The organism is Microcystis sp. LE19-195.1E, from assembly GCF_027532095.1.
GTDB lineage: Bacteria > Cyanobacteriota > Cyanobacteriia > Cyanobacteriales > Microcystaceae > Microcystis > Microcystis aeruginosa.
This window is the reverse complement of sequence record NZ_JAPZSZ010000243.1, coordinates 1-13,680: the sequence shown is the minus strand read 5'-3', so window position 1 is coordinate 13,680 and position 13,680 is coordinate 1. Positions and strand designations below refer to the sequence as shown.

At 43.0% G+C, this 13,680-nt stretch carries 12 protein-coding genes and 1 pseudogene; 4 read left to right on the top strand and 9 right to left on the bottom strand.

Going from position 1 to position 13,680, the window contains the following annotated elements; all coding sequences use genetic code 11:
- From O9300_RS13520 to O9300_RS13510, 3 genes are all read right to left on the bottom strand, one after another.
- The coding region (locus O9300_RS13520; protein ID WP_287972146.1) for an Rpn family recombination-promoting nuclease/putative transposase at nucleotides 1–522 on the bottom strand (522 nt) is incomplete at its 3' end.
- 9 nt (nucleotides 523–531) lie between these two features.
- Complete coding sequence (locus O9300_RS13515; RefSeq protein ID WP_002735748.1) at nucleotides 532–657, bottom strand: hypothetical protein; 126 nt, start codon at nucleotides 655–657, stop codon at nucleotides 532–534.
- A 29-nt stretch (nucleotides 658–686) separates the two neighbouring features.
- The gene (locus O9300_RS13510) at nucleotides 687–995 is read right to left on the bottom strand and encodes a hypothetical protein (RefSeq protein ID WP_272080359.1); all 309 of its coding nucleotides are present in this window, start codon (nucleotides 993–995) and stop codon (nucleotides 687–689) included.
- Nucleotides 996–1,001: 6 nt separating this feature from the next.
- Between O9300_RS13510 and O9300_RS13505 the strand changes: the two genes are divergently transcribed.
- From O9300_RS13505 to O9300_RS13495, 3 genes are all read left to right on the top strand, one after another.
- The gene (locus tag O9300_RS13505; protein ID WP_287972144.1) at nucleotides 1,002–2,912 is read left to right on the top strand and encodes a heavy metal translocating P-type ATPase; all 1,911 of its coding nucleotides are present in this window, start codon (nucleotides 1,002–1,004) and stop codon (nucleotides 2,910–2,912) included.
- A 20-nt stretch (nucleotides 2,913–2,932) separates the two neighbouring features.
- Entirely contained in the window at nucleotides 2,933–4,213 is a 1,281-nt protein-coding gene (gene hisS, locus O9300_RS13500) for a histidine--tRNA ligase (RefSeq protein ID WP_287972142.1), read from the top strand.
- 398 nt (nucleotides 4,214–4,611) lie between these two features.
- The gene (locus tag O9300_RS13495; protein WP_287972141.1) at nucleotides 4,612–5,262 is read left to right on the top strand and encodes a hypothetical protein; all 651 of its coding nucleotides are present in this window, start codon (nucleotides 4,612–4,614) and stop codon (nucleotides 5,260–5,262) included.
- A gap of 309 nt (nucleotides 5,263–5,571) precedes the next feature.
- Here O9300_RS13495 and O9300_RS13490 read toward each other — a convergent pair whose 3' ends face one another.
- The 5 genes from O9300_RS13490 to O9300_RS13470 form a co-directional block, all read right to left on the bottom strand.
- Nucleotides 5,572–8,247 carry a HEAT repeat domain-containing protein gene (locus O9300_RS13490; protein ID WP_287972140.1) on the bottom strand — a complete coding sequence of 892 codons (2,676 nt, stop codon included), beginning with the start codon at nucleotides 8,245–8,247 and terminating at the stop codon, nucleotides 5,572–5,574.
- A 25-nt stretch (nucleotides 8,248–8,272) separates the two neighbouring features.
- The gene (locus O9300_RS13485; protein ID WP_004163229.1) at nucleotides 8,273–8,701 is read right to left on the bottom strand and encodes an HNH endonuclease; all 429 of its coding nucleotides are present in this window, start codon (nucleotides 8,699–8,701) and stop codon (nucleotides 8,273–8,275) included.
- Nucleotides 8,698–9,042: a hypothetical protein gene (locus O9300_RS13480; protein ID WP_002754005.1), complete on the bottom strand. Its 345-nt coding sequence runs from the start codon at nucleotides 9,040–9,042 to the stop codon at nucleotides 8,698–8,700. The genes O9300_RS13485 and O9300_RS13480 overlap by 4 nt, the downstream gene beginning before the upstream one ends.
- A 191-nt stretch (nucleotides 9,043–9,233) precedes the next feature.
- Nucleotides 9,234–9,968 carry a M15 family metallopeptidase gene (locus tag O9300_RS13475; RefSeq protein ID WP_287972138.1) on the bottom strand — a complete coding sequence of 245 codons (735 nt, stop codon included), beginning with the start codon at nucleotides 9,966–9,968 and terminating at the stop codon, nucleotides 9,234–9,236.
- Nucleotides 9,969–9,999: 31 nt separating this feature from the next.
- Entirely contained in the window at nucleotides 10,000–11,391 is a 1,392-nt protein-coding gene (locus O9300_RS13470) for an NAD-dependent malic enzyme (RefSeq protein WP_287972137.1), read from the bottom strand.
- Between the two features lie 184 nt (nucleotides 11,392–11,575).
- Here O9300_RS13470 and pip point away from each other — a divergent pair, with 184 nt between their 5' ends.
- On the top strand, nucleotides 11,576–12,526 hold the full coding sequence (gene pip / locus O9300_RS13465; protein WP_287972135.1) for a prolyl aminopeptidase: 951 nt from the start codon (nucleotides 11,576–11,578) through the stop codon (nucleotides 12,524–12,526).
- Between the two features lie 5 nt (nucleotides 12,527–12,531).
- On the opposite strand, the pseudogene O9300_RS13460 reads toward pip, so the two are convergent.
- A pseudogene (locus tag O9300_RS13460) lies at nucleotides 12,532–13,539 on the bottom strand (O-linked N-acetylglucosamine transferase, SPINDLY family protein); the annotation flags it as partial.
- Nucleotides 13,540–13,680: the final 141 nt, after the last annotated feature.

The window sequence follows — 13,680 nt, the reverse complement described above, 5'->3', positions numbered from 1 at the left end:
TTCCTGTTGGCGATTTTCTACCCCCGTTTCCCTCACTCGCACGATTAACTCCCTTCCTTGGTTGATCACTTGCGCTTCGGGTAAGCTTACTAACTCTAGCGTCGCTAATCCGAGCGAATCTGGTGGAATATCAGCTAATTCATCGAGATAAATCCTTTGTACTCTTGTTTCTTGTAATAGCTCTCTATATCGCTCTATATTCTCCCTTTCCACCCTTCGATTCGGATAGATCACCACCCCGCGCCAATTGTTTTTTAACTGCGTCTGTTTGAGATAGAGAAAAATTTCGGCGAAAAAACGCGCATAAAACTCCGGATCATTCTGAAACTGAACTTCGGTAAAATAAATTGGTAAATCTTGCCGTTCTGGTAGAAAGACTCCATCGATGCGAAAAGATAGTTGTTTCACCTCTACGAAGGAAAATCGGTAGAAATTGGCTAATTCGCTGGGAAAGTCGATTAACTCAAACAGAAGATCGGGAAAGGTTTGAAAAAGTCGGTAGAAAATCGTGTCGGTTTTCATGAGTTCGGTCTATCCCTCTGGTGCGTCGCTGGCTTCTGGAGGAGTATTTTTGACTTTTTTGGGGTTAATTGCCTTCAGACTGCCAATAAAGAGCGATTTTAGCCAATTCCATCGCTTTTTTAGTAAGGATAGCATCGAAGAAAGGGGGCAAGAAGATAAGGCAATTATATCTCTACTGCCGAAAGTCGTCCCTCTACTGGTTCAAATTCGTCCTCTAATAGCCAATTTTCCGCTTCCTCGTAACTCGCACCGGTGAATACCACCTGATAACCCTCAGAGGGATCGTACACGCGATAGTTTCCTGAAGATTCAGCGAGTAAAAGCAAGATATAGGGAGGAGATAGCAGCGGATCGATCCAAACCTCGGCAAAATTCCAATTATTATCAGCTAGGTTGGCTGCGGGGGATAACGTCCTAGGGGTTTTCTGCATCGATCTAATTTTTTCTAGAATGGGGAGAAAAGTAATTGCCATCGATCCATGATTCAGAGTATCTCGTCCTCTTGGTTGTCTGAGTATTCCTCGGCAGTTGCCGCAGGAATTTGCGCTATTTTAGTCTTTTTTGGTTGGTTATGCCTACACCTTAATCTGATCGGCCCGGCTTTTATCCTACTAGCGATCGCATATCTGGTGGGAGGATACGAGAGTACCCAAGCAGGATTGACGACTTTATGGGAGGAAAAAGAACTGGATGTGGACCTGTTAATGATTGTAGCGGCCTTGGGGGCGGCGATTTTGGGACTCTGGGATAGTAATTACTATCTCATCATCGATGGAGCCGTTTTAATCCTGATTTTCGCTATTAGTGGTGCTTTAGAACAGATTGCCATGGCAAAAACCGATCGCAATATTCGTTCTCTCATGGCGATGACTCCCGATACTGCTAGATTAATCACGGGAGACAGGGAAAAAGAGGTTCCTATCAAGCAATTACGGATCGGTGATACAGTTTTGGTCAAACCGGGTGAATTAATCCCCATTGACGGCATTATTATGGAGGGAAACAGTCCCATTAATCAAGCGCCAATTACCGGAGAATCGCTTCCCGTGGATAAAACCATCGGGGAAGAAGTCTTTGCGGGAACTCTCAACGGTGCGGGAGTGCTACGTTTAAAGGTGGAAACTCCCCCCGAAAGTCGCTTAATTGAGAGGGTGATTCGTTTGGTAGAAAAAGCGCAAAATGAATCCCCTCCCTCCCAACAGTTTATCGAAGGTTTCGAGCGGGGTTATGCGAAAATTATCGTGATTTTGGGCTTAATTTTCGGGATTTTACCGCCTTTTTTCTGGGGTTGGACCTGGGAAACCACTATCTATCGGGCCTTAATTTTTCTCGTGGTGGCTTCTCCCTGTGCTTTAATGGCCTCAATTATGCCAGCTTTGTTATCGGGTATCGCTAACGGGGCAAAACAGGGGATTTTATTCAAAAATGGCGCAAGATTGGAGATGATCGGCCGCATACGAGCGATCGCTTTTGATAAAACCGGCACTCTCACCCTTGGTAAGTTGCAAGTGGTGGAAATTATCCCTATCCATGCAGTCAGTGAAAATGAGGTGTTAGCGGTGGCTGCAGCCCTAGAATCCTGTTCGGAACATCCCATCGGATCCGCTATTACCGCCACAGCCAGGGAGCGTGGTATAAATTTCTTCAGTGCTAATCAGGTGCAAGCGGTATCAGGACGGGGTATCACGGGAAAAATTGCCGATAAGTCGGTATCTGTGGGCAATTTTGCCTATATTCGTGACCATATTTCCGATCTTGACCAGAATATCCTAGCTATCCGCGAACGTTTACAAAAAGAAGGTAAAACCCTCGTCTGGGTAGTACAAAAGAATCAGATAATCGGTGCGATCGCTGTTGCCGATACCCTGCGGGAATCGGCAGTTAATCTGGTGAAGCAGCTAAAAAAGATCGGTATCGAACATATAGTTTTAATTACGGGTGATAATCAACAAAGTGCCGATAAAGTTGCTGAAAAACTCGGCATTGAGGAGGTTTACGCTGATTTACTGCCCGAAGATAAGTTAAGCGTTATCCAAAATCTGCAAGAAAAATATCACACTGTCGCTATGGTGGGGGATGGCATTAATGACGCGCCCGCTTTAGCTATGGCTAATGTGGGGATTGCCATGGGAAAAGCTGGTAGTGATGTGGCCTTGGAAACGGCCGATATTATCCTTATGTCCGATAATTTAGCCAAAATTCCCAGCGCGATTAACCTCGGTCGTCGTGCCAATCGCATCGTTAAACAGAATATCACTTTCGCCCTCGCGTTTATCGGCATATTGCTAATAGCCAATTTTGCCGGTGATATAACTTTACCTCTTGGTGTCATCGGTCATGAAGGATCGACGGTATTAGTGACTCTAAGCGGTTTAAGATTGTTCAAATAGGGATAAAAATACAGAGAACTATGGGCGAAATCCAGGCAATCCGAGGCACAAAAGATATTTTACCGGCGGAGGTCGGTTACTGGCAGTGGTTAGAGGAAACTGCCAGCAGAATTTTAGGGACTGCGCTGTATCAAGAGATACGAACTCCCATTTTTGAACAGACGCAACTTTTTGAACGGGGTATTGGGGAAGCGACGGACGTGGTGGGTAAAGAAATGTACACTTTCTTTGATCGCGGTCAACGTTCCCTGACTTTGCGACCGGAGGGAACGGCTGGGGTCGTTCGCGCCTATATTGAACACAAATTACAGGCCGCTGGAGGAGTACAAAGACTCTGGTATCAGGGGCCGATGTTTCGTTATGAACGTCCGCAAGCGGGTAGGCAGCGACAGTTTCATCAAATCGGGGTCGAATTGTTGGGAAGTGATGACCCTAGGGCGGATGTGGAAGTAATTACTCTTGCCAGCGAGATATTAAAAGCTGTGGGGCTAGAAAACCTAAAATTAGACCTTAATTCCCTGGGAAATGCCCAAGATAGGCAAAATTATCGTCAGGCCTTGCTAGATTATTTGACTCCCTACAAAGCTGATTTAGACGCGGATTCTCAACAGAGATTAGAAAAAAATCCTCTGCGAATTTTGGATAGTAAGGACGAGAAAACCAAGATTATCTGTGAGAATGCCCCCAGTATTCTTGAACATCTCGGCAGTGATTCTCAAAAGTATTTTGAACGGGTACAATCTTTACTAACTGATTTGGGAGTTATCTATAATCTTAATCCCTGTTTAGTCCGAGGATTGGACTATTACACCCATACGGCCTTTGAAATTCAGTCCGATGATTTAGGCGCTCAAGCCACGGTTTGCGGTGGTGGTCGTTATGATGGTTTAATAGCTCAATTAGGCGGTCCAGACACGCCGGCAGTGGGTTGGGCGATCGGTTTAGAACGTCTGATTATATTATTACAACAAAAGCAGTCTTTATCTTTTTTGGTTCCCGATTTTTATCTCGTCTCCAAAGGAGAAAAAGCTGAGGCACGCAGTGTGGTGTTAGCACAGCAATTACGCGGATTGGGGTTTAGCGTCGAGTTAGACTTAAGCGGCAGCGCTTTCGGGAAACAATTTAAACGGGCCGATCGAGCTAAGGCCGTGGGCTGTATAATTTTGGGGGATGCTGAGGCTGAAAATGGCACGGTACAACTGAAATGGATGGCCACCCAAGAACAAATTAGTCTAACCCAAGCGGATTTATTGACACAAGCAAGGGAATTAAAAGCGCAAATCTCTCGGCACAAATCCTAAGTTTTAGCGTCATGGCCAAACATTAGTATATCTTATTCTTTGTGTCTTTGTGGTTAGTTCCACTCGCTGGGTGCATCTCATTTTTGTAAATCTACCAATTGGGATTTTTACGGGGAAACCCTCTGCTAAAATCGGACGTTGTTTCTGATTTTACCACTCAATCCAGGCTTTTGGGGGGTTTTACCCCCCAAACCCCGGAGCGCATTAGTTTTTCGGTGGGATGCTTACACGCAGCTGCTGATACATTTGTCATCATCTAAGAGTCACTGATAATTGCTGATTGTCGGTATTCCTGCAAATGTGAGATGCAGCCCACTCGCTCGCTGGCGGGACTGTATCCTAGAATACATTTTACCCACCAAACCTAAGAGGCCAAACATCAGGCCTAGGCTAAGATTATGGAATTTATACTGCAAAAACAAGGGGAGAATCACGGACGCACAATTTCTACTAATTCCCTAGAAATTGTCTCGGGAAACTATCGTCTCTTGGCCCGTCTGGATTCTCCTTTTGCTCATATCGAAGTGCGTATCGATTACGAATCTCCTGACAGTAGTGAAAGATATACCCATTATTATCGATCGGATGCCGGGGGTTGGCTGGAAATTTTTTCCTATCGAGATTTAGGAATAGGTAGCTGGAAAATTCGCTGTTATGGGGATATTCTGGCAGAATTGGGGGGGCAAGGTTGGCAAGAAACGTTAACTTTAATTGTTACTCCTGTTAAGATCAATTATCTGGCTCAATTAGAACAGTTAATTAAAACCGAAATTGAACCTTTATTAGCACTAGAATCCTCTCGAGAGATGGTCAAATTAGAATTTGCCGATTTAACCAATAATTCCGCCTTTGTTTTTGATTTATGCCTACCAGAGGAAACAATGATTGCTAGAGAAGGGGTAACTCTAGAACTGCCGGAACCTGCTAATATGAAAAAGAGCCTTCAAAGTTTATCTAATCGCAATTCTGCACCCCTACCCCCGAAAATATCCGGTTCTAATTCTCGCCGAAAATCACCGCAACTGCCCCCAATTCCTAAAAATAAATAGGGTTTGCCGAAAAAGTTTCTTGCTGGGGTTAGGAGTCGGTCGGGAAAGTCGGGTCTATTTCATTTTTGTAAATCTACTAAGTTGGGATTTTTAAGGGGAAACCCCCTGCTAAAATCGGGCGTTGTTTCTGATTTTACCACTCAATCCAAGCTTTTGGGGGGTAGAACCCCCCAAACCCTGGAGCGCATTAGTTTTTCGGTGGGATGCTCACAGGCAGCTGCTGATATATCTTTAATAATCTAGGAGTCACTGAATAATTGCTGATTGTCGGTATTTTTGCAAATGTGAGATACACCCGCTTAAGCACAACTACGAACTAGAATCCTGAATCTGTCCATCACCTTTTTCAATAATCTGGAAGTTTTTGGCATGGATAGTATATTTAGATTCTGACTTGACTGGAGATTGATTAGATAATTTTTGACTATCCTCTGCAAGTTTAGTTTCTACTGCTTCAATCATAGCTGCAAATTCCGATTGGCTGTGTAAGTCGATATTGAGATTATTCATATCTTTAAGAATGTTAGTTAGATTATCAATATTGTCCCTGATTTCATCATACAAGTTTAATGTCGCCATGATACTATTAGTGTTAACTAAATCAAGTTGTTTGTATTTTGCTTGTAGTTTTGCTTTTTCGTCTTCCCAATATTTCAGGTAGTCTATGCGCTCGAAGTCTTTATAAATTCTGGCATCTGGTAAAATAATCGGGAATATTCTTTGATAAAAGTCACCATTTCTGGCAATTTCTACTAATTCAAACATACAGTTTTCTGATTTTAAGTATCTATCGCTGATGACGGCGACGACACATTTCCCCTGTCCAATTTGCCGCATAAAGTTTTTGATGGAGTCTTTATAGGTGGTGTGGGTTTTATCCCGAATAATCTCAATTCCTTTAGCGGCAAAAGCTTGGACGAGTTGATTAGCCATTTCGTTGCTGTCTTCCTGCCAGTTGTAGGAGATGTAAACTTGTTGATTCATGGGTTGGGAGAGGGGGTGATAGTATTTAAGTTTGTTTTGAATTGCGTCTAGTGCTTTGATAGATTTAGAGAATGTATCGCCATCATTTAATGTGACAAAATCAGGATTTTTCAGGCATTTGATAAGTTCAGTCATCGCCGCTTCTGTGCCAATTTCACCCAAAGCCTCGGCTGCATTCCCACGAACACCCCAATCAGAGTCTTCTAAAGCCTTGAGTAACTTGGCAATCGCTGCTTCTGTGCCAATTTTAAACAGGGCTTCTGCCGACTGATTACGAGCATACTTATAGGGGTCTTCTAAGGCTTCAATTAAACTAGAAATGGCGGCTTTTAATTTGATATTAACCAGAGATGCTTGACTACAAAAATACTTCTTATATGAATGTTCTAAGGCTTTAATTAACTCTGGAATATAGGAGTGTTCTGAGGCTTTAATTAACTCTGGAATGATGATTTTTGAGCCACCAATTTTAAAAAGAGCTTTTGCTGCATTTCTACGAACATCAGAATTAGAGTTTTTTAAGAATTGAATTAATCTAAAAATAGCCGCATCAGATCGAGTCATTTTTAGCAATTCAATAGTAAACAATTGAGGTAAATTTAAGCCTAAAACTAAAGCAACGGTTTCCTGTTGCCAGTCTTTTTTAACCTCTCCTGCTAACCTCGCTCCTAACTTTTTATCAACCACTAAAGCTAAATTCACCACTCGTAGGGCATCAGTTTTTTTATCCAGCATTCCCAACAGTAACGCCACAGGTTCTGTCCATTTGAGATAATTCAAATAGTCCCACTGTAACTGCTCATCACTCAGATGGGGTAACTTTTTCTTTAATTCCTCAGCCGTGTAATATTCTTGAATCAGTTGGTGGCGAAAAGCAATTTTATCATTACCTTCTAGGTGAATTAGATGATATTTCAGTAAATCCTTTAACCACTGCTTACTGTAATACTCTGGGAATCCTTTATTTTTGATAAATTTGCTTAATTCTTCCTCTGCTTCTGTTCGGGAAATAGCCACCTGAATCTCGGTTTTTGACTCCCCTTGGGTCATTTTCCACGCTAACACTTGCAGCAATTCTCGCCACCAATCGCGCGATTCTTGGTAAGTAGAAACATCTGCTTTTAATTTCTTGTCATAAATTCCTGTAAAAATCTGGAAAACTAAGCCCAAATTAGCAGGAATTTTGTTCTGATGATTATCAAAAACTGAACAAAGCATCCACAAAAGTAGAGGAGTTTCTGCCAATTCCTTGAGACGATTTCCCAACTGTTTAAGCATTTCTTCGCCTTTTTCAGGCAAATAGGCCTTGACAAAATCCCGCATCTGTGGTTCAGTCAGGGGAAGCATTTCCAGCTTTTTTTCAATGTTTAAGTCGTCGCTGCCTAAATCCCTTGTGGTGAAAATCATCGAAATTTCTGCATACTGCTGGCGAAAGTTTTTTAAATTCTGTCGTGCAGTATCTGAGGGCAATTCATTGATACCATCAAATAATAATAATGGTCTAAAATTCTGATTTTCTAACAGCCAACTTTCTAGGGTATTACTATCAATAATTAATTTATGGCGTTTCAGGAATTGTAAAATTAAATCAAGAATTGAGGTTTCATACAAGCGTAATTCGATGAGAATGGGAATTTGAATGATTTTAGCCTGATTTTGTTGATTTGGGCGCAAGCTTTGGGCCCCTACAGATTCTTCTAATAATAATCTGGCTAAAGCGGTCGATTTTCCTGAACCGGGACGACCTTTTAAAAGAACGTGATTAGTTGCATACTTGCGTAAACCATCTAAAACAGTGAATCTTTCGGGTTTTTCTGGTCTTTCTGGTCTTTCTTGTCGGTTTTGTGGTTCTTTTTCAATCGTCTGTACCCACAAATCCCTTAGCAAAGGTGCAGTTTTCGCTGGGCGTGTTTTTCCCTCTACGTCCGTGAGGGTGTAAAATGTCTCCCACTGGGCGTACTTTTCCGAGATTGATTTGAGATAGGGAGTCCAGTCAATCATTTATCTTGTAGCGAACCCCCTGCAATCAAGGGAAATCTGGCGGGTGTTCACCCAGTTTAACCCACATTACCCTAGCCCGAACCAAGGCGGGACGATTCATCTGTAAGGCTGCGATTGTAGCTCGACCAATCGCTGTTAATCCCCTCATTTCCGTCCCGCTCTCACTCCAAGCAAAATGTTCCCCCCAAACTTGCGACTGGGGATGAAACAATGCAACTATTTCTTCACTTTCTGGATCGATAGCAGTCTGGCGATCGCCCTTATAACGATTACAAGATGGACAGGCAAAACAAAGATTCTCAAACACCGTCTCCCCAGCTGCTGCAAGAGGGCGAATATGTTCAAATTCAAACGTCATCGCCGTTAGGAATTCTGCTGTCCGGCAATAGGCACAGCAATCACCAAAGCGAGTGCGAATTTGTCGCTGTAACCCCATCCGAATATAAACACTCACGCTGCTGTCGTACCTTGTTCCAAGCACTTTAGCGTATATCTGGCACGAGTTTTAAGAATTGTTAATTGATCTGTTTTTGCCAACAACTCATCTAACTCAGCTACTTCATCAGCGCAGAGTAAAGATTCTGCATTTCTCGTCACTAAATCATCTAAACGGGTTTGCTCTACGAGGGACAATTGACAACTTGCCAGCGCTTTTAATTCATCCACACTCAAACCAATCAAACAATCTTCATCGAGTCCTAATGAATTGGCAAATCGAGAATAGGTGTTCCAGTCTAATAAAACCCCAACTCGTTCCCCTTGCTCATTTGTTAAGTATTCTACTGGCTTGGACATATTAGAAACACTCACAATACAATATAATCCTATTTTAGTAATTAATTCCAGAAAATGCCATCGATCGCCGATAAGGTTATCTTATTTTTGTTTTCCTAATTGTTGGGGTTTCTAAAAAGTTGGTGCGTTACGGCAATATTTAGACCTTGATTTTTTCCCTAAAAACAATGGATGCCTAACGCACCCTACGTTTATTTTTGTTTTCCTAATTGTTGGGCCTTATAAAAAGTTTCTAAACTGTCACTATCCCCGACAAAACGCCAGTGCCAGGGTTCATAATTAATACCCTGGAGATTATTTTCGGGGAAAGATAACTCGAAACTATACTGGGCAGCGTTATTTTGCAACCAACGAAAAGCGGCAGTATTAGCAAAACTGCTACTTAAATTAGTTGCGGGAGCGCTACCATCGCCAATATCGATCGCATAACCAGTATGATGTTCGCTGTAACCCGGAGGTGCGCTCACTTCTGCTCGTTTGCGGGTTTGCTGATTGCGTTGTTTTTTAACTTCAAAAAAGAGCTTTTCTTGGGTTGCTTTCGATCGAAATGCGGAAATCGGCATTAAAATCACCCCCGACCTTCTCGCGTCACTCTGCATCTCGATAAAAGCCTTGGCTGCCGGTTTCCTTAAACGCATAGCACCATCCCCAGTAATAGGGGCTAATTCCGTCTCTGGGGCCTCTTGATAGGGTAAATGACCTAGAATGTTCTCAATGGGGCTAGGAGTGGCTTTAATGGGGGGGGATGGATTAATAACCGGTTTTTTTACGGAAGCAGGGGGACGATTCAAGACTGCTATGGCAATTAGGCCGGTTCCCACCAGAGCAAGTAAACCGCTTGCGATCGCTATTAGACCATTAGGATTAGTAGTTTTTGTGTACTGGTTGTCCCGCAAAGCTTCGGGAATATCATCGATCGGTTTCACGGTTTACTTACCCTCCTGCAAGATAATTACATTATTCCCCGGCCACTCCATCTTGACGAGCAGCGTGTTGAACGGCGGCGGCCACAGCCGTAACTACACGACTATCAAAAACCGAGGGAATAATATTCTCTCGATTGAGATTAGCAGGAGTGATCAAAGAAGCGATCGCTTTGGCCGCTTCCAGATACATATTATCGGTGATTGCCCTAGCGCGACAGTCCAAGGCCCCGCGAAATAATCCGGGGAAAGCGAGAACATTATTAATCTGATTGGGATAATCGCTGCGTCCGGTAGCCACCACTGCCACTAAATCATTGATTAATTCCGGTTGAATTTCGGGAATCGGATTAGCCATGGCAAACACGATCGCATCTTTAGCCATTCCCTTGACCATTTCGGGAGTCAATACCCCCGGTACACTCACCCCCAAGAAGACATCAGCGCCTTTAAGAGCATCCCCTAGCTTACCACTGGCGGCTACGGCCCAAGCTTGTTTTTCTGGGGTTAAATCGTCCCGTTTTTGGGAGAGGATACCAAGGGAATCACAGAGGATTATATCTGTGGCTCCTGCGGTTTTAAAGAGAGTAGCGATGGCGATACCCGCCGCACCCGCACCATTAATGACGATTTTGACTGTATCAAGCGATTTTTTGACCAATTTGAGGGCATTAATTAGGGCAGCCAGGGAAACGATCGCTGTACCGTGTTGATCATCGTGGAAAACGGGAATATTTAATTCCGCTCGCAGACGTTTCTCGATTTCAAAACAGCGTGGCGCGCCGATATCCTCTAGGTTAATGCCACCAAAAACCGGAGCGATTCTTTTGACGGTTTCGATGATTTCTTCGGGGTCTTGGGTGGCTAAACAGATGGGAAAAGCGTCAATTCCGGCGAATTCCTTGAATAACATTGCTTTCCCTTCCATTACTGGTAGGGCAGCCTCTGGCCCGAGATTTCCTAATCCTAATACCGCGCTACCATCGGTAACTACAGCGACGGTGTTGCCCTTGATGGTCAATGAGTACACTTGTTCGGGATCGTGGGCGATAGCGGTGCAGATGCGACCAACTCCGGGGGTGTAGGCCATGGCCAGGTCATCTTGGGAGGTGAGGGGAATACGACTCTCAATGGAGATTTTACCCCGACGATGGAGATCGAAGGTGCGATCGGAAACTTTCAGGAGTTTAACATCCGGTAGAGCTTTAACCGCAGCGATAATCTGTTCCGCTTGGTCGGTACTAGCGGCATCAACCATCACCTCGCGGGTGCTAATCTTTAAATTGCGTTCGATCAGAGAAATTTGCCCTAAATTACCCCCGACATCGGCGATCGCATTGAGGACAGAAGCGAAGGTTCCCGCTTGATTGGGGATTTCTATCTTGAGACTTAAACTATAGCTAGGATTGGGCGTTAAATGAACCATGCTGAAGGCTTCCAATACTGATAAATATTGATTATCTTCTATCTGTGAAGGACTTTAGTATCTAATCGCGCAGTTTCTTTAGCTATTAGGGTCTCTCTGGGCCTAACACCAGGGGAGCGGGGTGTGGGGTGTGGGGAGATGGCAAATTAGGTTAGACTTCATCTTGATGAGAAAGGCTGTAAATATGACTAGAGAATTATATCCAGCGATCGATCCCTATTGTACTGGTTACTTAAAAGTATCGGCTCTCCACACAATTTATTATGAAGAAGTGGGCAATCCCCAGGGTAAACCGGTAGTATTTCTCCATGGCGGGCCTGGAGGTGGTATTGAGGGGATTTATCGTCAGTATTTCGATCCACAGAAATGGAGAATTGTCCTTTTTGATCAACGGGGTTGCGGTAAAAGTACCCCTCACGCTGAGTTAAGAGAAAATAACACTTGGCTGTTAGTGGCAGATATCGAAAAACTACGAGAATTATTAAAAATTGATCGCTGGGTAGTTTTTGGCGGTAGTTGGGGAAGTACCCTATCTTTAGCCTACAGTCAAACCCATCCCGAACGCTGTTTAGGCTTAATTTTGCGCGGGATTTTTCTACTGCGAGAAAAAGAATTAAAATGGTTTTATCAAGAGGGAACCAGTTATATTTTTCCCGATATTTGGCAGAATTATTTAGCACCTATTCCCCCGGAAGAAAGGGGAGATTTGCTGGCCGCTTATTATCGGCACCTGACTAGCGATAATCCCCAAATCCGTCTAGAAGCTGCCAAAGCTTGGTCAATTTGGGAGGGAAGTACCAGCAAATTAATTCCCGCGGACAATTTAATCGAGAGATTCGGTCAGGATAATTTTGCCGAAGCTTTTGCACGTATTGAATGCCATTATTTTGTCAATAAGGGTTTTTTAGAGACGGATAACCAACTCATCGAAAATGTTGATAAAATCCGCCATATTCCCGCGGTTATCGTGCAAGGACGTTATGACATTGTTTGTCCGATGATTTCTGCTTGGGAATTACATCAAGCTTGGCCGGAAGCGGAATTTATCATTGTTACCGATGCGGGACATTCGATGACAGAAGTGGGAATTCGTAGTGCTTTAATTGAGGCTACCGATAAATTTGTTAACTTATAAATCACCTAATCATCGTGATGATTTTGCCAAATTTGTTCATAGGCTTTTTCCATATCTATATCTATCGTAAATTTTTTTCCATTCCAGAGGGGAGATGTATGACGAGATTGACGTAATTGATAACGGACTTCTTCCCTTAAATTTTCATCTAATCCTAACTTAATTCCCCACTGCACATATTCCTCATCACTCCAAGCTATACCCTGACTAATGCCGGCATTTTTCATAAAAGTATAGCTATTGCGGGCCGCGAATTGTTCACCAACCCTAGTGACTAAAGGAATCCCCATCCAGAGGGTTTCTAGGGTTGTGGTAGCACCATTATAGGGATAGGTATCGAGAACTATATCAGCAATTCCTAGATTAGCGCGATGGGTTTCCTCATTGAAATCATTGGGCAAAAATCTTAATCTATCTTGACTAATTCCCAATTCGTCGGCACTTTTGAGAAATAATTCTCGAATGGTTTCTTTGTCGGCAAAACCTTTGATTAAAAGATAGCTATTAGGAACCTGTTGGAGAATCTGCAATTGCAGATAAATCATGTTTAAGGTGCGTTTTAATCCCGATTGCACGGTCAGATAAATAATAGCATCATCGGGAATATTTAAATCAGTTCTTCTCCTGGTGGGAACACCCACTTCAAAACCATCCACGGATAAATAAGAGTTAGGAAGTCGGATGATTTTTTCTGAATAAATTTCTTCAGCATTTTCGGGTAAAACGTAGTTATCGGCAATAAAATAATCAATCCCAGGGATTCCCGACGCATCTAATCCTAACCAAGTTACCTGTATCGGTGCTGGTTTTAAGGCCATTACTAGATAAGTTGTATTATTGGTTAAGCTATCAAGATCCACTAAAATATCTAATTTGTCTTGACGAATTTGGGCAGTTATTTGTTCAATTTTTGCTGGCAAGTTATAGCTATAATCTGAGTTATTTTTAAACCATTTTTCAGTAATTTCGTCTGCTGCTTGGTTGACAAAATAGGTGTAAATTTCAAATTTATCTGGCTCTTCGGTTTGTGTTATGCAATGGACGGGGGTTATAAGGGATGGAACCCTTATAGAGAAAGGCATTTAGCGATTTTTGTCAATTGTTTTTGCTCTAGAGCGAACTAATCAATTAAGTCTCTTGCCAGATAAGGATTT